This is a genomic window from Streptomyces sp. NPDC001922, assembly GCF_042891165.1.
Classification (GTDB): Bacteria; Actinomycetota; Actinomycetes; order Streptomycetales; family Streptomycetaceae; genus Streptomyces.
Genome location: NZ_JBIASV010000005.1, coordinates 407,974 through 429,952, shown reverse-complemented (window position 1 = coordinate 429,952; position 21,979 = coordinate 407,974). Strand labels below are relative to the sequence as shown.

At 72.2% G+C, this 21,979-nt stretch carries 19 protein-coding genes; 5 read left to right on the top strand and 14 right to left on the bottom strand.

The window, feature by feature from the left end; translation table 11 throughout:
• The first annotated feature begins 44 nt into the window (after positions 1-44).
• Positions 45-1,358, top strand: coding sequence for an MFS transporter (locus tag ACFYYR_RS11820; RefSeq protein WP_388850245.1), 1,314 nt, complete (start codon positions 45-47; stop codon positions 1,356-1,358).
• Positions 1,359-1,645: 287 nt separating this feature from the next.
• Here the strand turns inward: ACFYYR_RS11820 and ACFYYR_RS11815 are convergent, their stop codons facing one another.
• The 12 genes from ACFYYR_RS11815 to ACFYYR_RS11760 form a co-directional block, all read right to left on the bottom strand.
• On the bottom strand, positions 1,646-2,230 hold the full coding sequence (locus ACFYYR_RS11815) for a Uma2 family endonuclease (protein ID WP_388850242.1): 585 nt from the start codon (positions 2,228-2,230) through the stop codon (positions 1,646-1,648).
• A 121-nt stretch (positions 2,231-2,351) separates the two neighbouring features.
• A complete protein-coding gene (locus tag ACFYYR_RS11810; protein ID WP_388850239.1) occupies positions 2,352-3,629 on the bottom strand; it encodes a thymidine phosphorylase in 1,278 nt (425 codons plus the stop codon).
• On the bottom strand, positions 3,629-4,054 hold the full coding sequence (locus ACFYYR_RS11805; protein WP_351511021.1) for a cytidine deaminase: 426 nt from the start codon (positions 4,052-4,054) through the stop codon (positions 3,629-3,631). The genes ACFYYR_RS11810 and ACFYYR_RS11805 overlap by 1 nt, the downstream gene beginning before the upstream one ends.
• Positions 4,051-5,334 carry an ABC transporter permease gene (locus ACFYYR_RS11800; RefSeq protein WP_388850236.1) on the bottom strand — a complete coding sequence of 428 codons (1,284 nt, stop codon included), beginning with the start codon at positions 5,332-5,334 and terminating at the stop codon, positions 4,051-4,053. Before ACFYYR_RS11800 ends, ACFYYR_RS11805 begins: the two co-directional genes overlap by 4 nt.
• Entirely contained in the window at positions 5,331-6,437 is a 1,107-nt protein-coding gene (locus tag ACFYYR_RS11795; protein ID WP_388850234.1) for an ABC transporter permease, read from the bottom strand. The genes ACFYYR_RS11800 and ACFYYR_RS11795 overlap by 4 nt, the downstream gene beginning before the upstream one ends.
• Positions 6,434-8,032 carry an ABC transporter ATP-binding protein gene (locus ACFYYR_RS11790; protein WP_388850361.1) on the bottom strand — a complete coding sequence of 533 codons (1,599 nt, stop codon included), beginning with the start codon at positions 8,030-8,032 and terminating at the stop codon, positions 6,434-6,436. Before ACFYYR_RS11790 ends, ACFYYR_RS11795 begins: the two co-directional genes overlap by 4 nt.
• Before the next feature lie 181 nt (positions 8,033-8,213).
• A complete protein-coding gene (locus ACFYYR_RS11785; protein WP_388850231.1) occupies positions 8,214-9,248 on the bottom strand; it encodes a BMP family protein in 1,035 nt (344 codons plus the stop codon).
• 153 nt (positions 9,249-9,401) lie between these two features.
• The gene (locus ACFYYR_RS11780; protein ID WP_388850359.1) at positions 9,402-10,655 is read right to left on the bottom strand and encodes an amidohydrolase; all 1,254 of its coding nucleotides are present in this window, start codon (positions 10,653-10,655) and stop codon (positions 9,402-9,404) included.
• 231 nt (positions 10,656-10,886) lie between these two features.
• A complete protein-coding gene (locus ACFYYR_RS11775) occupies positions 10,887-12,242 on the bottom strand; it encodes a hypothetical protein (protein ID WP_388850228.1) in 1,356 nt (451 codons plus the stop codon).
• A 321-nt stretch (positions 12,243-12,563) separates the two neighbouring features.
• Positions 12,564-13,490, bottom strand: a complete 927-nt coding sequence (locus ACFYYR_RS11770) for an N-acetylneuraminate synthase family protein (RefSeq protein ID WP_388850225.1) — start codon at positions 13,488-13,490, stop codon at positions 12,564-12,566.
• A gap of 18 nt (positions 13,491-13,508) precedes the next feature.
• Positions 13,509-14,714 carry a cytidylyltransferase domain-containing protein gene (locus ACFYYR_RS11765; RefSeq protein WP_388850222.1) on the bottom strand — a complete coding sequence of 402 codons (1,206 nt, stop codon included), beginning with the start codon at positions 14,712-14,714 and terminating at the stop codon, positions 13,509-13,511.
• Positions 14,715-14,926: 212 nt separating this feature from the next.
• Positions 14,927-16,243 (bottom strand): DUF6716 putative glycosyltransferase, encoded by a 1,317-nt coding sequence (locus tag ACFYYR_RS11760; RefSeq protein ID WP_388850356.1) that lies wholly within the window; start codon positions 16,241-16,243, stop codon positions 14,927-14,929.
• A 220-nt stretch (positions 16,244-16,463) separates the two neighbouring features.
• Here ACFYYR_RS11760 and ACFYYR_RS11755 point away from each other — a divergent pair, with 220 nt between their 5' ends.
• The 3 genes from ACFYYR_RS11755 to ACFYYR_RS11745 are packed head-to-tail and all read left to right on the top strand — an operon-like array spanning position 16,464 to position 19,992.
• Positions 16,464-17,441 (top strand): glycosyltransferase family 2 protein, encoded by a 978-nt coding sequence (locus tag ACFYYR_RS11755; RefSeq protein ID WP_388850219.1) that lies wholly within the window; start codon positions 16,464-16,466, stop codon positions 17,439-17,441.
• The gene (locus ACFYYR_RS11750) at positions 17,441-18,835 is read left to right on the top strand and encodes a polysialyltransferase family glycosyltransferase (RefSeq protein WP_388850216.1); all 1,395 of its coding nucleotides are present in this window, start codon (positions 17,441-17,443) and stop codon (positions 18,833-18,835) included. The genes ACFYYR_RS11755 and ACFYYR_RS11750 overlap by 1 nt, the downstream gene beginning before the upstream one ends.
• Positions 18,832-19,992, top strand: a complete 1,161-nt coding sequence (locus ACFYYR_RS11745) for an acyltransferase family protein (protein WP_388850213.1) — start codon at positions 18,832-18,834, stop codon at positions 19,990-19,992. The genes ACFYYR_RS11750 and ACFYYR_RS11745 overlap by 4 nt, the downstream gene beginning before the upstream one ends.
• Here the strand turns inward: ACFYYR_RS11745 and ACFYYR_RS11740 are convergent.
• Complete coding sequence (locus tag ACFYYR_RS11740; protein WP_388850210.1) at positions 19,955-20,395, bottom strand: ATP-binding protein; 441 nt, start codon at positions 20,393-20,395, stop codon at positions 19,955-19,957. The genes ACFYYR_RS11745 and ACFYYR_RS11740 overlap by 38 nt on opposite strands.
• 415 nt (positions 20,396-20,810) lie before the next feature.
• Here ACFYYR_RS11740 and ACFYYR_RS11735 point away from each other — a divergent pair, with 415 nt between their 5' ends.
• Entirely contained in the window at positions 20,811-21,176 is a 366-nt protein-coding gene (locus ACFYYR_RS11735) for a hypothetical protein (RefSeq protein WP_388850207.1), read from the top strand.
• A gap of 118 nt (positions 21,177-21,294) precedes the next feature.
• Here ACFYYR_RS11735 and ACFYYR_RS11730 read toward each other — a convergent pair whose 3' ends face one another.
• The gene (locus ACFYYR_RS11730; protein ID WP_388850204.1) at positions 21,295-21,957 is read right to left on the bottom strand and encodes a TetR/AcrR family transcriptional regulator C-terminal domain-containing protein; all 663 of its coding nucleotides are present in this window, start codon (positions 21,955-21,957) and stop codon (positions 21,295-21,297) included.
• Between the last annotated feature and the right edge of the window lie 22 nt (positions 21,958-21,979).

Sequence of the window (21,979 nt, the reverse complement as noted above, 5' to 3'; positions counted from 1 at the left end):
TTCATGCATTGGACGCATGAAACCCGGGTCCTTAGGTTGGACGCATGCCTCCCGCTGATACCGGGGCGTCCACCAGCCACGTGGGCGCCTCCACCGCGTCATCCCGTACCACCGATCCCGAAGCGACCAAGCTGCGCCCGGGCGGCCCCGGCTACCGCCGGATGAGCTTCGCCCTCTTCGCCGCCGGGGTCGCGACCTTCGCACTCCTCTACTCCACCCAGGCCCTGCTGCCCGCCATCTCCGCCGGTTTCGGTGTGACGCCGGGCGCCGCGAGCTGGAGCGTCTCCGCCGCCACGGCGGGCCTGGCCCTGGCCGTCCTCCCGCTCAGCGCACTCTCCGAGCGGTACGGCCGCCGGGCCGTCATGACCACCTCGCTCACCCTCGCCGCGGTCATCTCGCTGGTGGTGCCGCTCGCCCCGGACCTGGGCACGCTGATCGCGCTGCGTACCGTCCAGGGTGTGGCCCTCGCCGGAGTGCCGGCGTCCGCCATGGCCTACCTCGCCGAGGAAGTCCGGGCGAAGGCCCTGGTGAGCGCGATCGGGCTGTTCGTGGCCGGCAACGCCATCGGCGGCATGTCCGGACGCATCGTGACCGGCTGGGTCGCCCAGGCCTGGGGCTGGCGCGCCGGACTGGCCGCGGTCGGCCTGCTGGCCGTGGTGTGCGCCGCCGTCTACCGGATGCTGCTGCCGAAGGCCCAGCACTTCACTCCCACCACGGTGAGCCCGCGGGCGCTGGCCCGTACGGTCGGCGGGCACCTCTCGGACCCGCTGCTGCGCCGGCTGTACTGCATCGGCGGGCTGTTCATGACCGTCTTCGGCGCGGTCTACACGGTGATCGGCTATCGCCTCACGGAGGCGCCGTTCAGCCTGCCGCAGGGCGTCGTCGGGTCGATCTTCCTGGTCTACCTGGTCGGCACGGTCTCCTCGGCCGCCGCCGGACGGCTCGTCGCCCGGCTCGGCCGGCGCGGCGCGCTGTACGCGGCGGTGGGCACCACCGCGGCCGGTCTGCTGCTGAGCCTCGGCAGCTCGCTGGTGTCGGTGCTGCTCGGCCTGATCCTGATCACGGCCGGATTCTTCGCGGGGCACGCCGTGGCGTCCTCCTCGGTCAGCCGCGCCGCGAAGACGGGCCGCGCCCAGGCCTCCGCGCTCTACCAGACCGCGTACTACCTGGGCAGCAGCCTGGGCGGCGCGCTGGGCGCCGTCGCCTACCACTCCGGCGGCTGGTCCGCCACGGTGCTGCTCGGCCTGGTGGCCGTCGCGACCGCCGCGGGCATCACGCTGTACGCCACGCGCAAGGCCCTGGCCGAGCGCCGGGCCCGCGCCGCGCACCCGGCGGGGTTCGCCCGGGCGGCCGGCTGACCCACGCGCGGGCGGCCGGCATGCGGCCGGTCCACTCACAGCGCCGGGCTCTGCGGAGTCCGGCGCTTTGCGTTGCCCGGCGCTTCGCGTTGCGGCGTGGGACTTCGGTGCGCCTGGTCCGCCCCGCTGCTCCCCTACGCGGCCCCGGCAGTGGGATTCGGAGGCCCCTACCAGCGGATCAGGTCGTAAACGGCCGACCGCTGAAGGACCCGGCGCCGCTGGGGCCTCTGAGCGGCCCACTGCCGGAGCACTCGCGGAACACCGAACGGGACCGGCAGTGCCCGCGGTCAGCTGACCGGGAATCTCCCGGTGTCGATAACGAGGTCGAAGGGGGTGGGGAGTTGGACCGCGTCCCCGAACTTCCCGGCCTGCAGCACGCGGTAGACGTCCCCCTTCGGTTCCCCGTACAGGGTTACGGTGGGGCCGCCGGGCGCCCAGCCGTCGATGAGCAGATAGAGCGGCACGCCCGCCTGTGCGTAGCCCGCCGGCTTGCTGACGCGGTCGTGCCGGGCATTCGACCGGGACGTGATCTCGACGATGAGCTCGGACCGGGCGGCGGGGATGAAGTGCCCCGGTTCCTCCAGTGCCGCCTTCGGGACGACCACGAGGTCGGGAACAAAAAGACCACTACGCGAAGGCACCGAGACCCCAAGAGTCTGATAGATGCCCCAGGTGTCGGGGATTGCGGTGTACAACCGCCGTTGGACGGTCTCGGCGATGCTGTTGTGGTCGTTGGCGGGCGGCGGTGACACGGTGATGATCCCCTCGATGATCTCCACCTTGCAGCCCTCGGGCCAGTCCATCTCCTCCCAGCGATGAACCAGGTCGTCCCAGCCGTTCTCCGGCCCGTGGTCGACGGTGAGTGCGCTCATGGCGGTCTCCTCAATCGGTGCGTCACCGATCCCAGCATGCCGAACGGGACCGGCGGGGGTCCACCGGTCCCGTTCACCCGTATGGGAAAAGCGCAGGTCGGGGCAGGGCCCGACGGCACGGTCAGCCTATGCGCTCCAGCACCACCGGCGTCCGCTCGTACGCCGTGCCCGGGGCGTCGATCACGAGGGCGCCCGCGAGGGACTCCAGGGCGTACTCGAAGCGCTCGGGGGTGTCGCTGTGCAGGGTCAGCAGCGGCTGGCCCGCCGTGACCTCCTCGCCCGGCTTGGCGTGGATCTCCACGCCCGCGCCGGCCTGCACCGGGTCCTCCTTGCGGGCCCGGCCGGCGCCGAGACGCCAGGCGGCGACGCCGACCGCGTAGGCGTCGAGTTCGGTGAGGACGCCGGTGGACTCGGCGGTGAGCACGTGCTGTTCGCGGGCGACCGGCAGCGGGGCGTCCGGGTCGCCGCCCTGGGCCGCGATCATGCGGCGCCAGTGGTCCATGGCGGAGCCGTCGGCCAGGGCCTTCGCCGGGTCGGCGTCCTTCAGCCCCGCCGCGTCGAGCATCTCGCGGGCGAGCGCCACGGTGAGCTCGACGACGTCGGCCGGGCCGCCGCCGGCGAGCACCTCGACCGACTCGCGGACCTCCAGCGCGTTGCCCGCGGTCAGGCCGAGCGGGGTGGACATGTCGGTGAGCAGCGCCACGGTGTTCACGCCGTGGTCCGTGCCGAGGCCCACCATGGTGGTGGCGAGCTCCCGCGCGTCCTCGCGGTTCTTCATGAACGCGCCGGAGCCGACCTTCACGTCCAGGACCAGCGAGCCGGTGCCCTCGGCGATCTTCTTGGACATGATGGACGAGGCGATCAGCGGGATCGCCTCGACGGTGCCGGTGACGTCGCGGAGCGCGTACAGCTTCTTGTCGGCCGGGGCGAGGCCGTCGCCCGCCGCGCAGATGACGGCGCCGACGTCGCCCAGCACCCGGAGCATCTCGTCGTTGGAGAGCAGCGCCCGCCAGCCGGGGATGGACTCCAGCTTGTCGAGGGTGCCGCCGGTGTGGCCGAGGCCGCGGCCGGAGAGCTGCGGCACGGCGCCGCCGCACGCGGCGACCAGCGGGGCGAGCGGCAGCGTGATCTTGTCGCCGACGCCGCCGGTCGAGTGCTTGTCGGCGGTGGGGCGGGCGAGGGAGGAGAAGTCCATGCGCTCGCCGCTGGCGATCATCGCGGCGGTCCAGCGGGCGATCTCGACGCGGTCCATGCCATTGAGCAGGATCGCCATCGCGAGCGCGGACATCTGGTAGTCGGCGACCTCGCCGCGGGTGTAGGCGTCGATGACCCAGTCGATCTGGGCATCGGTGAGCCGGCCTCCGTCACGCTTGGTGCGGATCACGGTGATGGCGTCCATCAGGAGTTCTTTCCTTGGCGGTCGGGGCCGTGTCGTTTGAGGTCTTCCGGGCCGAAGGCGTCGGGCAGCAGGTCGCGGAGCGGGCGGATGCCGCTCTCGGTGTCGACGAGCATCGTGGCCCCGCCGTGCTCCCACAGCAGCTGGCGGCAGCGGCCGCAGGGCATGAGCACCGCGCCGTCCGGGCCGCAGCAGGTGAAGGCGGTGAGCCGGCCGCCGCCGGTGGCGATCAGCTGGGAGACGAGGCCGCACTCGGCGCACAGTCCGACGCCGTAGGAGGCGTTCTCGACGTTGCAGCCGGTCACGGTGCGCCCGTCGTCGACGCGGGCCGCGGCGCCCACCGCGAAGCCCGAGTAGGGGGCGTAGGCCCGGGACATCGCGTCCCGGGCCTGCTCCCGCAGGGCCTCCCAGTCGGGGGAGTCGGTCACTTGCCCTGTCCCTTCCGGTAGGCCTTGCCGATCGCCTTGGGTGGCCGGAGCCGTTGTGCGGAGAACGACAGGACGAGCAGCGTGGCGACGTACGGGGTGGCGTCCACGATCTCCACCGGCACGGTGTCGGTGAACGCGTACCAGACGAAGAGGCCCGCCGCGACGGCGCCGCCTCCTATGGCCTGCTTGAGGCGGCCGGTGCGCATCCCCCACAGGGCGAGGGCGAGCAGCAGCACGGCGAGGAGCAGCAGCAGCGCGTGCACGGTCTGGCCGCCGCCGCGCAGCTGGAGGCTGTCGGTGAAGCCGAACAGGCCCGCGCCCAGGGCGACTCCGCCCGGCCGCCAGTTGCCGAAGATCATCGTGGCGAGACCGATGTAGCCGCGGCCGCCGGTCTGGCCGTCCTGGTAGAAGTGCGTGCCGATGGCGATGAAGGCGCCGCCGAGGCCGGCCAGGCCGCCGGAGACGAGCACCGCGGCGTACTTGTAGGTGTAGACGTTGACGCCGAGGGACTCCGCCGCCACCGGGCTCTCGCCGCAGGACCGCAGGCGCAGGCCGAACGAGGAGCGCCACAGCACGAAGAAGGTGCCGACGAAGAGTCCGACCGCGATCAGGGTCAGCCAGGAGACGTCGGTGACCAGGCCGCGCACGATGCCGGCGGTGTCGGAGACCAGGAACCAGTCGTGCTTCTCGATGTCGCCGAGCCCGCTGGACAGGCCGGGGACCGAGAAGGCCGAGAGGTTGTCCATCGGGGGCGACTGCTTGTCGTTGCCGCCCGCCGCCGCGGCCGCGCTGCCCTCGGCACCGAACCACAGCTTGGCCAGGTACTGGGTGAAGCCCAGCGCGAGGATGTTGACCGCGACACCGGAGATGATCTGGTCCACCCCGAAGGTGACGGTGGCGACCGCGTGGATGAGGCCGCCGATCAGTCCGAAGCCGATGCCGGCGACCGCCGCCCACCACGGTCCGTACTGCCAGCCGACCCAGCCGGCGCCGAACGAGCCGAGCATCATCATGCCTTCGAGGCCGATGTTGATGATGCCCGCGCGCTCGGCCCACAGACCGCCGAGGCCCGCGAGGCCGATCGGCACCGCGGCGGCGAGGGCGCCGCTGTACTGGCCGGAGGAGGTGAGGTCCGCGGCGCCGGTGACGGCGCGGAGGACGGAGAGCGCGATGAGCGCCCCGGCGATGATCAGCAGGACCACCGGGTAGGTGATCTGCCGGCGTCCGCCCTGCTTCTTGCCGGGCTGCCGCGACGGCGTCGTGGCCGTGGTCGCGCTCATGCGGACACCTCCGCCTCATCGGTCTTGCGGGCCTGGGCGGCGAGTTCGGCGCCCACCTTGCGCTGCTGGCTCTTGAGCCCGTACCGGCGTACGAGCTCGTAGGCGATGACGACGCACAGGACGATGACGCCCTGGACCACGCCGACGATCTCCTGGGCGTACCCCTCGAATTCGAGCTGGCTGCCGGTGCGCTCCAGGAAGCCCCAGAGCAGCGCGCCGAGCGCCATGCCGATCGGGTGGTTGCGGCCCAGCAGCGCGATGGCGATGCCGGTGAAGCCGATGCCGGCGGGGAAGTCGGTGCCGTAGTTGTACGAGACGCCGAGCAGGGTCGGCATGCCGACGAGGCCGGCGGCGGCGCCGGACAGCAGCATGCTGACGACGACCATGCGCTTGACGCTCACACCGCTCGCCTCGGCCGCGGACTCCGACTGGCCGACCGTGCGCAGGTCGAAGCCGAAGCGGGTGCGGCTCAGCAGGAACCAGTAGAGGGCTCCGGCGAGCGCCGCGACGACGATGAAGCCCTCAACCGGCTTGGGGGTCGTCGGGAAGGTGAAGAAGTGGCTGGACTCCGGGATGAAGGGGGTGTGGATGATGTTCCCCTCCTTCTCCGCGAGCCGTCCCTCGGCGAGGAAGTAGCCGATGATCGACGCCGCGATGGCGTTGAGCATGATGGTGCTGATGACCTCGCTGACCCCGCGGGTCGTCTTCAGCACACCGGCGATACCGGCCCACACGGCGCCGACCAGCATCGCGACGATGATGATCAGCGGGATCTGGAGGAACCCGGGCAGGGTGAGGGCACCGCCGACGACCGCCGCGAAGAACGCCGCGATGCGGTACTGCCCGTCGACCCCGATGTTGAAGAGGTTCATCCGGAAGCCGATGGCCACGGCGAGTGCGGACAGGTAGTACGGGACCGCCTTGTTGATGATCCAGACCTGACTGTCGCTCTTCGAGCCGTAGTCGAGCATGATCCGGAAGGCGTTGAACGGGTCGTCGCCCGCGGCGACGATCACCAGCGAGGTGACGATCAGCGCGGCGACGATGGCGAGGAGCGGCGCGGCGACGGCCAGGATCACCCGGTCCTTGTCGAACTTGATCATCGGTTCTCGCCCCCCTCGTCCTCCTGGTGGTCCTCGTGGTGCTCGAGGTGGCCGCGGGCGGCGCCGGTCATGGCCGAACCCAACTCCTCCGGGGTGATGGTGGCGGGGTCGGCGTCGGCGACCAGGCGGCCGCGGTACATCACCCGCAGGGTGTCGGAGAGCCCGATGAGCTCGTCCAGGTCGGCGGAGATCAGCAGCACCGCCAGGCCCTCGTGGCGCGCCTCGCGGATCTGGTCCCAGATCTGCGCCTGCGCGCCGACGTCCACACCGCGCGTCGGATGCGCGGCGATCAGCAGCTTCGGGGTGTGGCTCATCTCCCGGCCGACGATCAGCTTCTGCTGGTTGCCGCCGGAGAGCGAGGCCGCGGTGACCTCGATGCCGGGGGTGCGCACGTCGTACTCGGTGACGATCCGCTCGGTGTCCTTGCGGGCGGCCTTGATGTCGATCAGCGCGCCCTTGGCGTTGGGCGTCTCGGTGACGTGGCCGAGGATGCGGTTCTCCCACAGCGGCGCTTCCAGGAGCAGGCCGTGGCGGTGGCGGTCCTCGGGGATGTAGCCGATGCCGTCCTCGCGGCGGCGGCGCGTGGGCAGGTGCGAGATGTCGGTGCCGTCGAGGGTGACGACGCCGCCGTCCGGGTCGCGCATGCCCATGATCGCTTCGACGAGCTCGGCCTGGCCGTTGCCCTCCACACCGGCGATGCCCAGGACTTCGCCCTTGTGGATGGTGAAGGTGATGCCGTCGAGCACCGCGCGGACCGCGCCGTCGGTGTCGGTGGCCGACAGGTGCAGCCCCTTCACGTCGAGCATCGGGACGTCGGTGACGGTCGACTCGCGGGTTTCGGGCGACGGGAGTTCGGTGCCCACCATCAGCTCGGCGAGCTGCTTCGGCGTCACGTCGGCCGGGTGCACCGAGGCGACGGTGGTGCCGCGGCGGATGACCGTGATGTCGTCGGCGACCGACAGCACCTCGCCCAGCTTGTGCGAGATGAAGATGACGGTGAGGCCCTCGGCCTTGAGTTCGCGCAGGTTGTCGAAGAGCGCGTCGACCTCCTGCGGCACGAGCACGGCGGTCGGCTCGTCGAGGATGAGCGTACGGGCGCCGCGGTAGAGGACCTTGAGGATCTCCACGCGCTGGCGGTCGGCGACGCCGAGGTCCTCCATGAGGACGTCGGGCCGGGCGTTCAGCCCGTACGCGTCGGAGATCTCCATGACCTTCGCCCGGGCCTTGGCCCCGATGCCGTGCAGCTTCTCGGCGCCCAGGACGATGTTCTCCAGGACGGTGAGGTTGTCGGCGAGCATGAAGTGCTGGTGCACCATGCCGATACCGCGGGCGATGGCGTCGGCCGGACTGTGGAAGGTCACCGTGTCGCCGTCGAGGGTGATGGTGCCCTCGTCCGGCTTCTGCATGCCGTAGAGGATCTTCATCAGGGTCGACTTGCCGGCGCCGTTCTCGCCGACGAGCGCGTGCACGGTGCCGCGCCGGACGGTGATGTCGATGTCGTGGTTGGCGACAACTCCCGGGAATCGCTTGGTGATTCCCCGGAGTTCTACGGCAGCGGCACTGTCTGCCTGGGGGCTGCTGGTGGACGCTTTGATGGCGCACTCTCCTCGGCGGAAAGGAGCGGTGTGGGAGGGCGGGAAGGCGACGCTATCGCGGGAGGCGGCGGCGTCGGCGCTGCTGAGGGGCGCTACGCGCGTAGTTTCCCCACGAGCGTGCGGGCCCGGCGAGAGCAGTCACTCCCGCCGAGCCCGCGGGGTCGGCGGAGCCGACCGGAGGTCACTTCTTGGGCGAGTCCTCGACCTTGATGTCGCCGTCGATGATCTTCTTCTTGGCGGCGTCGATCTTCGGCTTGATGTCGTCGATGAACCCGCCGGAGGTGGCGAGCCGGACACCGTCCTTGTCGAGCGGGTAGGCGTGGGTGCCGGTCAGCGGCTTCCCGTCCTTGACGCTCTTGACCACGTCGTAGACGCCGACGTCGACGTTCTTGACGACCGAGGTCAGGATCGCGTCCTTGTACTTGGCCAGACCCGGCTGCTGGTACTGGTCGGAGTCGACACCGATCGCCCAGGCGCCCTTCTTGCCGGAGACCGCCTCGATCGAGCCCGCACCGGACTGGCCGGCCGCGGAGTAGACCACGTCGATGCCGCGGTCCAGCATGCCCTTGGCCTTCTCCTTGGCGGCGGCGGGGTCGTTGAAGCCCTTGTCGTTGTTGGCGTACAGGTACTCCGAGCTGATCTTGACCTTCTTGTCGGTCTCCCGGATGCCCTGCTCGAAGCCCGCCTGGAACTTCTGGATCAGCGCGTTGTTCACACCGCCGATGAAACCGACCTTGCCGGTCTTGGTCTTCAGCGCCGCGGCGACACCGGCGAGGTACGAACCCTCGTGCTCGGAGAAGACGATGCTGTCGACGTTCTTGCCCGGGGACACCGAGTCGACGACCGCGAAGGTGGTGTCGGGGAAGTCCTTGGCCACCTTGGAGATGGACTTGCCGTAGGTGAAACCGACGCCGATGACCGGGTTGTAGCCCGCCTCGGCGAGGGAGGTCAGCCGCTGCTCGCGGTCGGCCTCGGTCTCGTTGTTCTTGGCCGTCAGCATCTTGTGGCCGACGCCCAGCTCCTTCTTGGCCTTGTCGGCACCGCGCGCGGCGGCCTCGTTGAACGAGTGGTCGTCACGGCCGCCGACGTCGAAGGCGAGCCCGACGCCCTTGTTCTTGCCACCGGACTCGGTGGACGACTCCCCACAGGCAGTGGCGGTGAATGCGAGCGCGGCGGTGGCGACACTCGCAGCTGCGATCTTGGTTACCCGGCGCAAGAGGACTTCCCCTTCGGCTGAAAGCGCCTCTTCCGGCGCTGGTTTCGCCGCATCGTAACGCGCGTAGATGCCCGATAAAACCCTCTCCAGAAGCCCGTTATCGGATCGAGGCGAACGGCGGTTGACCAGGTACTTACGGGGATCGACGGGTGCTCACGGTCGGTGTCCGTCGAGCAACGCAGCGGCGGTGAAGAGCTCCACTCCCACCGTGATCGCGCCTTCGTCGACGTCGAAATCCCCGCAGTGCAGATCCCGCCGGGTGGTGTCCCCGAGCGGCCGGACGCCGAGCCTGGCCAGGGAGCCGGGCACCCGCTCCAGGTACCAGGAGAAGTCCTCGCCGCCGAGGCTCTGCTCGGTGTCCTCGATGGCGTACGGGCCGCGCCGGACAGCCATGGCGTCGCGCAGCAGCTCGGTGGTGCCGGGCTCGTTGACCACCGGGGGGACCCCGCGGACGTAGTTGACCTGCGACTTCGCCCGGTGCAGCGTCGCGACCTCGTCGATCGCGGCGTGCACGACGTCGGGCGCGGAGCGCCAGGCGGCGAGGTCCAGGCAGCGGACGGTGCCGGACAGCTCGGCGTGCTGCGGAATGACGTTGCAGGCGTGGCCGGACTCGATGCGCCCCCAGGTGACGGCGAGGCCGGACCGGGCGTCGACCCGGCGGGCCACCAGGGCGGGCACGTCGGTGGCCACCTTGGCGGCGGCCAGCACCAGGTCGGTGGTGAGGTGCGGGCGGGCGGTGTGGCCGCCGGGGCCGTCGAGCGCGACCTCCAGCCGGTCGCAGGCGGAGGTGATCGGGCCGGGACGGATCCCGATCCGGCCGACGTCGACCTTGGGGTCGCAGTGCACCGCGAGGATCCGGCCCACGCCGTCCAGCACGCCGGAGTCGATGGCGTCGGCGGCGCCGCCGGGCAGCACCTCCTCGGCCGGCTGGAAGATCAGCCGGACCGGATGCGGCAGCAGACCGGCCCGGTCCAGCTCGGCGAGGACCAGCCCGGCGCCCAGCACGACGGTGGTGTGCACGTCGTGGCCGCAGGCGTGGGCCCGGTCGGGCACGGTCGAGCGGTACGGAACGGTCTTGGTGTCCGGGATGGGCAGGCCGTCGATGTCCGCCCGGAGCGCCAGCATCGGGCGCGGCGGCTGCGGCCGTCCTCCCGCGACGGGCCGTCCGCCCTCCTCGGTGCCGATGTCGCAGACGAGCCCGGTGCCGACCGCGAGGACGCGGGGTTTGAGCCCTGCCTTCTCCAGCCGCGCCTTGATCGCGGCGGTGGTGCGGAACTCCTGATTGCCCAGCTCGGGGTGCATGTGGAGGTCACGGCGGAAGGCGATGAGCTCGGTGCGCAGTGCGTCGGGGAGCACCCCGGGCAGTTCGGAGTCTGCGGGCAGGTCGGCATCGGTGTCGGCGGACATCAGTTGGTTCACCCTTTGAAGGGTACGTCCGCACACCGGGCAACTGCCCTTCGATCAACAAAAGTTCAGCCCGATAGGCGAAGGAAAACCGGTCCCGGTCGGCATGAGCACGCTCCTGGACGGGTATCAGACGGGACTGTGCGTTCGGCGGTCCGGTCGGCGCCGTACGGCCGGTGGCCCGGCCCCGCCGACCGCCCGCCCCGTACCGCTCAGGGCGCCGAGCCGTACCGCTCAGGGCGCCGAAGCGGGCAGCGAATCGAGTCGGTGCACGTCACGGGCGCTGCCGGTGACTCCGGAGAGGAACCCCTGGGCCCGGGGGGACGCGGTGTCCGTGAGCCAGGCCGGGTCGATGTCGAAGACGGCCACCTTCACCTCGGTTCCGGCCAGGGCCAGCGGCAGGGTGTGCACCACGGTGGACGGGAAGCTCAGGATCGTCCGGCCGATGGGCCCGCGCCGGGCGATCAGCTCCAGCGGCAGGTCGGGCCGGACGATCTCCAGCCCGGTCTCCTCGGAGAGCCGGCGCAGCTTCTCCGCGCTCTCCCGCCGGTGGGCGAAGTACCGGGTGGCCCCGTGGGCCCGGGCCAGGGCGCCGACCGCCTCGATGTAGCGGTCGAGGTCGACCACCCCGGTCTCCGCCAGGGAGGTCCCGACCAGGTCGGATCCCCGGGTGAGCTGCGGCGGGCCGAAGCGGGCCCGGGTCCAGGCGAACGCGTTCCCGGTCACGGTGACGCCGTCCGGGGGCTCGACCGGCATCGAGCTGAACACCTCGACGCGGTGGCCCCGCCGGGGCGTGAGCCGGCGCCGGGCCGCCGCGGCGACCGGCGCGAAGACGGCCTCGCGGGCCCCTCCGCGGCGCCCGGTGCGGTGCCAGCGCACCAGCCGTTCGCCGCGCGCCAGCTGGGCCACGAACTCCATGGTCGCGGTGCCGTCGTCCACCACGACGAGGTCCCGGGCGCGGGCGAGGGTGAGCAGCAGCTGTACGTACCGGGAGAACGGGTCGCCGATGACGATCCGTGCGGCCCGGCGCAGCGCGGGGGCCAGCGAGCCGATGGTCTGGAAGGGCGCTCCGGCCCCGCCCCGGGCCTCCTCCCAGCGCACCGTGAGCCCCTCGTCCCGGGCGAGCTCGGCCATCCGGCGCAGCTGGCCGCGGGTCATGGGGTCGGTCGGGGAGAGCACGACGACGGTGATGCCGCCGCTGCCGGACGGCCCGGCGCCCCGGCGCGCGAACGGGGCGGTGGCGTCCGGGGTGGGGGTGTCCGGGTTCGCGGTGCCTGGGTTCGGGGTGTCCGGGGTGGGGTGGACCGCACTGCCGGGTGCGGTGGGCCGGCCGCCGTCCGGCGCGGGACGCACGGCGTCGCCGGGCGCGGCGGCTCCGGGTTCGGCGGCGGGCCCCGGGACTGCGGGGGGTCCGGGCGCGGCGCCGGGCCCGGGTTCCGCAGCGGGCCCGGGTACAGCGGCCTCCCCGGAAGCGGGGGCGGGGATCCGGCCGTCGGCCGAGGCCGGCCCCGACTCGTGCTGACCGGCCGCCCGACGGCGGTCGGCGTACACCCACTCCAGCACGTTCAGGAGCTGGACCGGGCTCTCCACGAAGGCGAGCGTCTCCCCCGCCGCGGAACGCCGTCCGGCCCGCGTCCCCGCGACGGTTCGCGCCGGGGACCCCGCGACGGGCGTGCCCTTCGGCGTCCCCGCGTCCGGGGCCCCCGGGGCCGCCTGGCAATCCGTCGGCGGGCGGTCCGCCGGGGAGCGGTCCGCCCGGTCCGGGCCCCGGAAGCGGCCCGCCGGTGCCGGCGTGCGCCGGGCCGGAGCCGCTTCCGGGGGCGGGCCCAGCGGCCCGTCAGGTGTACTCACCGAGCTCCACCTCGTGTTCTCGCGCGGCAGCTTCTCGCCGGCAGCGCGGTTCCGGCCGGTTCAGACGGCGACCGGCTCGCGGTCGGCACCCTCGGCGATGACACCGGGCACCCGGCGCAGCTTCTTCATCGGGCCGAGCTCGCTCTCGTAGACCTTCTTGACGCCGTCGCCGAGCGACTCCTCGACGACCCGGATGTCCCGGACGAGGCGCTGCAGGCCCTGCGGCTCCACGGAGGCGGCCTGGTCGGAGCCCCACATGGCGCGGTCGAGGGTGATGTGGCGCTCGATGAAGGCGGCGCCGAGGGCGACGGCGGCGAGGGTGGTCTGCAGACCGGTCTCGTGGCCGGAGTAGCCGATCGGCACGTTCGGGTACTCCTCCTTCAGCGTGTTGATCACGTTGAGGTTGAGCTCCTCGGCCTTGGCCGGGTAGGTGCTGGTGGCGTGGCAGAGCAGGATGTTGTCGCTGCCCAGGACCTCGACGGCGTGCCGGATCTGCTTCGGGGTGGACATGCCGGTCGACAGGATGATCGTGCGGCCGGTGGCGCGCAGGGCGCGCAGCAGCTCGTCGTCGGTCAGCGAGGCCGAGGCGACCTTGTGCGCCGGGACGTCGAACTTCTCCAGGAAGGCGACGGCCTCGGTGTCCCACGGGGAGGCGAACCAGGCGATGCCGCGCTTCTTGCAGTGCTCGTCGATCTGCCGGTACTCGTCCTCGCCGAACTCCACGCGGTGCCGGTAGTCGATGTAGGTCATCCGGCCCCAGGGGGTGTCGCGCTCGATGTCCCACTGGTCGCGCGGGGTGCAGATCTCCGGGGTGCGCTTCTGGAACTTGACCGCGTCGCAGCCGGCGTCGGCGGCCGCGTCGATGAGCTTGAAGGCGTTCTCCAGGTCACCGTTGTGGTTGATGCCGATCTCGCCCGTGACGTACACGGGGTTGCCGGGGCCCGCGGTCTTGTTGCCGAGGGTGCGCAGACGGGGGGTGGTGCTCATGTGAGTCAGTTCCTTCTTCTAGAGGGAGGGGCCGAGGATCCACGAGGCGATCTCGCGGATCGCGCCGTTTCCTCCGGGGGTGGAGGTGACCGCGCGTGCGGCGCCGCGCACGATGTCGTGCGCACCGGCGACCGCGACGGGCCAGCCGACGAGGCCGAAACACGGCAGGTCGTTCACGTCGTTGCCGACGTAGAGCACCCGCTCCGGCGCGATGCCCTGCTCCTCGCACCACTGCTTGAGTGCGAGGTCCTTCCGGTCGATGCCGTGGAGTACGGGGACCCGCAGCTTGCGGGCCCGTGCGGCGACGACCGGGTTCTGCTCCGTGGACAGGATCAGCAGGCCGAGACCGGAGCGGCGCAGTGCCGCGATCCCGAGCCCGTCGCCGCGGTGCACGGCGACCATTTCCCGTCCGTCGGAGTCGACGAGCACCCTGTCGTCGGTCTGGGTGCCGTCGAAGTCGAGTACCACCGCGTCGATGTCGTCGCGGGTGGGGAGTGCGCCGGGGCGCGGGGCGTCCATCAGGGGCGCGAGCGCGCGGGCGCGGGCCAGATCGTGCGGGTCGTCGACCTCCAGCACGCGGGCCGGGTCGGTGCGCACCAGGGAGGTGCGGCCGAAGAACCGGTGCCCCGCCTCGCGGAAGCCCGCGGCGTCCATGGCGTACGCGGCGCCGGTCTCCAGCAGGTCCTGCGGCCGGTCCTGGCGGCGCGGGCGGTAGGACTTGTCGTGGTTGACGCCGCTGGCGTCGCCGTCGGCGGCGTCCGCCGGGCCGGCCGTCCCGTCGCCCTCGCGCCAGACGAAGCCGTGGAAGGCGGCGACGGTCAGCGCGCTGTCGGCGCCGTCCTCGGCGACCGCGGCGGCCACCCCGTCGATGTCCTCCCGGGCGAGGAAGGGGCTGGTGCACTGGACGAGCAGCACGGTCCCGACCGCGCGGCCGTGCAGGGCCTCGTGCGCGTCCATCGCGTGCAGCACGGCGGCCTCGCTGGTGGCGGTGTCGCCCGCGATGACGGCCGGGCGCTGCACCACGTCGGCGCCCGCGCCCCGGGCGGCCGCGGCGATGCCCGCGTCGTCGGTGGAGACCACGACGTCGGTGACGATCCGGCTCGCCAGGCACTCGCGGACGGCCCGCACCACCAGGGGCACGCCCCCGACGGCCGCGAGGTTCTTCGCGGGCACGCCCTTCGACCCGCCTCGCGCGGGAATGACGGCCAGCACGGTGGGAGGCATCACGGCTCCTTCGGGGAGTTCGGCGGGCTGCGTCCCGGCAGCCCGGATCGGCGTCGGCGCGGGGCTGCCCGGCGGCGCGGGAGTGGACCGCGGCGGCGCGGTGGCCGTGGCGGACGAGGCCATGGCGGACGAGGCGGCGGCGGACCGTGCGGAGCGCGTCACCGGCCCCGCGGCGGCGGCGCGCGACGGCCCGGCCGCCCCGGGTATGGCGCTCACAGCTGCCCCCAGCGGCGGATCGCGGGCGCCACGCGCTGGACGCCCTGCCGGTAGGCGGTGCGGGCCGCGTCGCGGGCGAAGCCGCGGGTGGCGCGGCGCAGGGCGCTCTCCTCGCGCGGTTCGGCGCTCGCCCCGGGCAGTGGTTCGCCCGTGGGGTCCAGGGCGTGCCGGGCGAGGATGCCGGGGAGATAGCCGGGCGCCGTGGCGTTGGTGTAGTAGGGGCGGATCGGCGGGAGCCCGTCCGCGGCGACGAGTTCGGCCAGCCGGTTCCGGGCGGCGTCGAAGGCCGTCTCGTACGGGCCGTCGGCGGCGACGCCCTGCCGGCCGAGCCAGCCGGCGTCCGCCTCGGGGGTCCGCCCGGCGTCCAGTTCGTCCCAGGAGAGCAGGCAGCCGGACCCGAGGAAGTGGTGGTTGCCCAGCGCCTCGCGGACCCCCAGGTCGGTGAGGACGGCGGTCGGGATGTGCCGGTGCAGCGCCTCCAGCGCGGCGGTGGAGCTGACCGTGACCAGCAGGTCGGTGCGGTCCAGCACCTCCCCCATGTGCCCGTAGACCAGGCGGCAGTTGTCGGGGAGTCCGCCGGGCAGCCGTGCGGCGAGCTTCTGGTAGGGCAGTTCCTCGATGTGCGTGGTGTGCTCGCCGGGCTTGCTGCGCAGCTTGACCAGCACCTCCCGGCCGGGGTGCAGCCGGGCGTGGGCGGCGGCCCGGCGCAGCAGGTACGTGCGGTCGGCGCGGTTCTCCGGGACGGAGGGCTGGGCGGCGAAGACCACGGTGAAGGGGCGGTCGCCGCGGGCCTGCTCGTCGTGGCGCGCGCCGCCGAGGAAGGGGAGCGCGGTCTCGACGACGCTGTCCGTGCCCGCGTTCACCCCCCGGTAGACGGCGCGGAACCGCTCGGCGTCGTGGCGGGAGTTGGCGAGCACGAGGTCGGCCCCGTGCCGGAGCAGCAGCCCGTCGGCCAGCTTCTCGTAGACCACGCCGACGTAGCCGGTGACGACCACGGGGCGCTTGCGGCGGACCCCGTCCGGGCCGGCCGCGGCGGTAGCCGTCGCGCGGGCCAGTCCGTGCAGCATCGCCTGGACGGCCCCGCCCACACAGGCGAGAACGACGACGTCGTACGCTGAATCCGCGACGGTCCGCAGGAATTCGACGCCGGTGACCTCGCGCAGCGAGTCGGCCCGTACACCCACTTCGTCGAGTTGACGGGGGGTCGGGGTGGCGCGTCCGCGCAGGAGGAATCCGTCGAGGCGGATGTCCGATACGAGGCGGTTTGCGGTGAGCGCGCCCCATTTCCATCGAGTATCGGAATCGGCGAGCACGGCAACCCGCTGGCGGTGACTGGTTACTGGCACGTCGATGACGCTAGGAAGGCATTTCGAGTCGCGGCCCAACACAGCCGCAACAAAGGGTTAACAGCACATCGCCGAATGGCGAATCGGCCCGTGACGGAAGCCGGTTAACCGATCCGCCATATTTCGTTCACCCGTGAGTTCACCGTAGGTCAAGACTACGGTCGGGGAGCCGCCTACCGTCACCCGGGTGGTTAAGCTCTCCGTCATCGTGCCGTTCTACAACGTGCAGACATACGCGCCCGACACCCTGAGAAGTCTCCGCGCGAACGCCCGGGAGGACTTCGAATTCATTCTCGTCGACGACTGTTCGACGGACGGGACCCCGGAGATCCTCGACCGGGCCGCGCGGGACCTGCCGGGTGCCGTCGTGGTGCGGCACGAGCAGAACGGCGGTCTCGCCACCGCGCGCAACACCGGCCTCGACGCCGCGCGCGGTGAGTACCTGACGTTCCTCGACGGGGACGACTGGCTCGCGCCCGGGTACTACGAGCAGCTGCTCGCCGCCATGGAGGACCTGGGCTGCGACTTCGTCCGCACCGACCACGTCCAGTGCACGGCCAGGGCACGCAGCATCCACCGTGTCCCGCACGGCCGGCGCGGCGTCGTCATGCCGCCGCGTGAGGCGATCCTGCCCGCCGACCGCAGCACCTCCGTCGACTACGCCTACGCCTGGGCCGGCATGTACCACCGGCGGCTCGCCGACGAGGGGCTGCTGCACTTCCGGGACGGGCTGCGCACCGCCGAGGACCGGCCGTGGATCTGGCGGCTGCACCGCGAGGCGCGGTCGTTCGCGGTGCTCGGCCTGCTCGGCGTGTTCTACCGCCGCGGGGTCGCCTCCTCCCTGACCCAGATCGGCGATGTCCGCCAGCTCGACTTCATTCGCGCATTCGACCAGGTGATCGACGAGACGGCGAAGGATCCGAACGCCGACGCATTGCTCCCGAAAGCCGTGCGCACGTATTGCGCCATCATTTCCCACCACCTCGCCGGTATCGAAAGGTTCGAGCCTGCGGTGGCGCGTAAATTGCGGGCGATGAGCGCCGCCGCATTGAAGCGCATGCCGCAGGACGTTCTGCAGGAGGCCATCGACTCCATGGACATTCAGCGCGCTGCGCGGCTGCGGCGAGTGCGCCGCCGGCCCGTCACCACGGAGGTGGCCGCCTGATGCCCGCCCTCGCACGGAGCCGCCGGAAGACGCAGATCTTCTTCGCCTCCACCCTCTACGGCGCCGCGACGCTGGCCGCCGCCCTCGACGCGGACTGCTTCGGGCCCGCCGACCGCCGGCTGCTGCTGATCAGCAACAACGCGACGACGCCCGAGACCACGCCGTCCGTGGACACCATGCCCGGCTTCAAACGGCTCCGCGGACGCTTCGACCGGGTGCTGTCCTGGAACGAGACGATCAGCCCGTTCCACCCCGGCGGCTGGTCCCCGCGCCAGGACGACGTCCCGCTCTGGGAGCGCCATCTGCGGCTGCTCTGGGGGCTCGGCGACGACGAGGTCGAACTCGCCGTCGAATCCATCCAGGTCAACCCGTCGCTGGCGCTGACCCAGCTCTTCCCGGGGGCCCCGGTCGACGTCTACGCCGACGGGCTGATGAGCTACGGCCCGACCCGCAACAAGCTCGACCCGCTGGTCGGCACCCGGATCCGGCGGCTGCTCCACCTGGACCTCGTCCCGGGCCTGCGCCCGCTGCTGCTCACCGAGTTCGGCGTCGAGCCGGAAGTCGTCCCCACCGACGTCTTCACCGCCGTCCTCGCCGAACTGGCCGAGGACCAGGCCGGCGGCGAGGCCCTGCCGGAGCCGACGGCCCCCGCGCTGCTCCTCGGCCAGTACCTGTCGGCCCTGGACATCCTCACCCCCGAGGAGGAGGAGCAGCTGCATGTGACGATGCTGCGCGGCGCCGCCGAACTGGGCCACCGCACCATCGTGTTCAAGCCGCACCCCACCGCTCCCGCCCGCTGGTCGCGCGTGCTGGAGAAGGAGGCCGGCGAGCTGGGCGTCCGGCTGACCGTGCTCGACACCCCGGTGCTCGCCGAGGTGCTGTACCAGCGGATGCGGCCCGCGCTCGTCGTCGGCTGCTTCTCCACCGCGCTGCTCACCGCGAGCGCGTTCTACGGCCTCCCGGTGGCCCGCGCCGGCACCGACCTGCTGCTGGAGCGGCTCAGCCCGTACCAGAACAGCAACCGCGTCCCGGTCACCGTGGTCGACGCTCTGCTGCCGGAGATCACCGACGCGGCCGCCGTCACCGGCTGGAGCTCCCCGTCCCGCGAGGAGGTCGCGGACCGCCTCACCGGGCTGGTCGCCGCGGTCGGCTACGCCATGCAGTCGCAGATCTACCCCGGCCTGCGGGCCGAGGCGGAGCGCTTCCTGGCCACCCGGCTCGACACCCGCACCTGGCGCTACTTCAAGCGCCGCCGGCTGACCTCGCTGGCGCTGCCCGGGGCCATCCCGTCCCAGCTCGCCTTCCTGCCGCGGAACGCCGCGGTCCGCCGGGTCGCGCGCCGGGCCCGCGCCGTGCAGCGGCGCCTGGTGAAGAAGAAAGCCGTGTTCGGATGACGGCTCCGGCCGGCACCACGCTCCCGAAGCCCTCACCGGGAGCGCCCGCGCCGCGGGAACGGCCCGCGGCGCGCACCATATCCAGCGCGCCCCGGGCCGCGCGGCTGCGCGCCCTCGACGGTCTGCGGCTGATAGCCGCCCTGATGGTCGCCTGCTACCACTTCGGCGGCCGGGACGGCGAGATCGGCGAGGCCTGGGGCAGCTCCCCCGCCGTCCAGTTCCCCACCGCGTCCCAGCTGTTCGCCTACGGCTGTCTGGGCGTCCAGATCTTCTTCGTCATCAGCGGCTTCGTGATCTGCATGAGCGGCTGGGGCCGGCCGCTGCGCGCCTTCTTCGCCTCCCGCGTCTCCCGCCTCTTCCCCGCCTACTGGGCAGCGATCATCCTGGTCACGGCGGTGTTCGCGCTCCCCTGGGTGACGTACGAGGCGGTGTCGCCGAGCGACGCCCTGACCAATCTGACGATGCTGCAGATGCCGCTGGGCGTCGACCGGGTGCTCGGCGTGTGCTGGACCCTCTGGGCGGAGCTGCGCTTCTACGCCCTGTTCGCGCTCTGCGTCATCCTCCCCGGCGCCAACCGGCAGCGCATCGTGCTGTTCTGCGCGGTGTGGACGCTGGCGGCGGCCGTGGCCGAGGCCGCGGGCGAGCCGCTGCTCGACCTGGTGCTGATGCCGGAGTACGCGCCGTTCTTCATCGGCGGCATCGGCCTGTACCTGCTCCACCTCGACCGGCGTGACATGACCGCGTGGGGAATCGTTACGGCAAGCTGGCTGATCGGTCAGCACTACGCCGTCGACCGCCTCTGGCACCCGGCGGACCCGGAGTTCTTCTCCTACCGCCCCTCGCTGGGCATCGTCGCCGTGGTCACCCTGGGCTTCGTCGCGGTGGGCGCGGTGGCCCTGGGGTACCTCCGCTGGGCGAACTGGCCCTGGCTGACCGTGGCCGGAGCCCTGACCTACCCCTTCTACCTGGTGCACGAGCACCTGGGCTGGGTGACGGTCCACGTGCTGCACCGGACGCTCGGACTGCCCGCGTACGCCACCCTGCCGCTGACGATCGCCGCGATGCTGGCGACGGCGTGGCTGCTGTACCGGTGGGTGGAGACGCCGCTGACCCCGCGGATCAAACGGGCACTGGCGCCACCGCGACGGGGAGCGTGAACCACACGCCCTTGCCCTGGGCGCCGCCCAGCCCCATCGGCGCGCCGAGCGCCGTGCCCCAGCGGCCATGGGTGAGGACGTCCACCAGGTGCAGCCCGCGCCCGCTCTCCCCGTCGGCGGTGGCGGGACGCCGGGTGACCGGCTCGGCCGTCCCGTCGTACACCGTGACCCGGACGTCGGCCGCCTCGATCGCCAGCCAGAGCAGCGAACCGAGGCCGCGGGCGTGCAGATAGGCGTTGGTCACCAGCTCGGACGTGCAGAGCATCGCCGTGTCGACGAGATGGTCCAGCCGCTCCGAGCGGAGCACCGTGGCCACGAAGTCGCGGGCGACCAGCGGCGAGGTGCGCAGCGGCGGGCAGTAGAGGGTGTACGAGTGGGGTACGTCCGCGACGGCGGTGCGCATGGGCAAACGCCTCTCGTGAAGGTGCGACTGCGACAAGCGGAACGCAGACGCTACCCCAAGTGAGCATGGCGCGACAGAGAGTAAGGATACATCTCACCCGGTCCGCCCCAGCGCACGGAAGCGATCACGGGGAGCACGCGGGGAGTCCGGGTGCTGGGGCGGGGTGGCGGGGGGCGGCGGGCCGGGTGGGGCTCCCGCCGAAGCGGCGCCGTTCGACCGGCACGCCGGAGGCTGCGCCGATCCCGCCCCGGAGCGGTTGGCGGCGGCGAAGGCGGTGACGCCCTGGGGTCGTGACGGCCGCCCGTAAACCCCGTTATATGTGCGACGAGTTCGGCCCCCTCAGCCGGGACCACCGCGTGGCGGAGCTGGGGGAAGAGATCGCCACTCTGAACACGCCGCGACGAGAGGGGTAGGCATGTCGCAGACCGATGGTGCACGACTGTTCCGGGAATCCTGGATCGCAGGCGTCCAGCAGCACTTCCCCGGCGAGCCGAAGGCCGGGTACGTGACCGGGTGGGACGACACCCCGCAGTGGGAGCGCGAGGCGGCGGGCTCCGTCTACGAGCAGGTGCGCCAGTTCGTCGAGATCAGCGGGGGCACCACGGCCCGGCTGTCCCGCGAGCAGAAGAGCCGCTTCGTCGCGACGTGCTGGACCGCCCAGATGTTCAAGCACTTCGACGACCCGAAGCCCGGCTACGTGGCGGACTGGCCGGACCTGCCGTCCTGGCAGCAGGAGACCGACGCGGACATCTTCGAAGCGATCGAGAAGGCGCTGAGCTGACCACGTAGCAAGCTGCTGACCGCGTAGGAAGCTTTTGGGGCCCGAGGGCTCACTGCCGGCGCCGGCCTGGGCCGCAGCCCCTCGGCGCCGGCCCCGCCCCGTCCGTCACACCCGCCCGTCACGCCCCCGGCGGGGCCGCCCCCACCCGCATCTGCTCGGCTCCCGCGACGACGATCCGCAGGCCCGCCTCGAAGCGCTTCTCGTAGCCGGAGAAAAGGTCCGTCCCGGCCGCGGCGGCCAGCGGGAAGTCCGCGCCGATGTTCTCGGCGCGCTCGACCGGGTCGTAGCGCGGGTCACGCTCGCCCGGCTCCGGGTACACCGCCTGCTCCTCGATCACGAAGCCGATGGTGAAGGCGTACGCCGTGAAGTACGCCTGCACCGCGTCGGCCGGGGTGAACCCGGCCTCGACCAGGGCCTGGAGATGCTCCTCGAGGTACGGGGCGTGGTCCCGGCCGGTGAAGCGGGTGCCGCTGAACACCTTGGCGCCGTCGCGATACCCGAGCAGCCCGCGGCGCAACCCCCGGCAGGACTGCGCGAGGCGCTCCTGCCAGTCGCGGACCGCGGGCCGGCCCTCCGGAGGGCCCACCATGCGCCGGAACATCTCGGTGGCCATCTCGTCGAGCAGTTCCTGCTTGTTCTTGAAGTGCCAGTAGAGCGCGGGCGCCTGCACGTTCAGCTCCTTGGCGATCCGACGCAGCGTCAGGCCGTTGAGCCCCAGCTCGTTCAGCAGCCGCAGCGCGGTGTCCACCATCTGCGTCCGGTCCAGTCGCGTCGTCGCCATTCAGCCATTCTCCCTGTCAGCG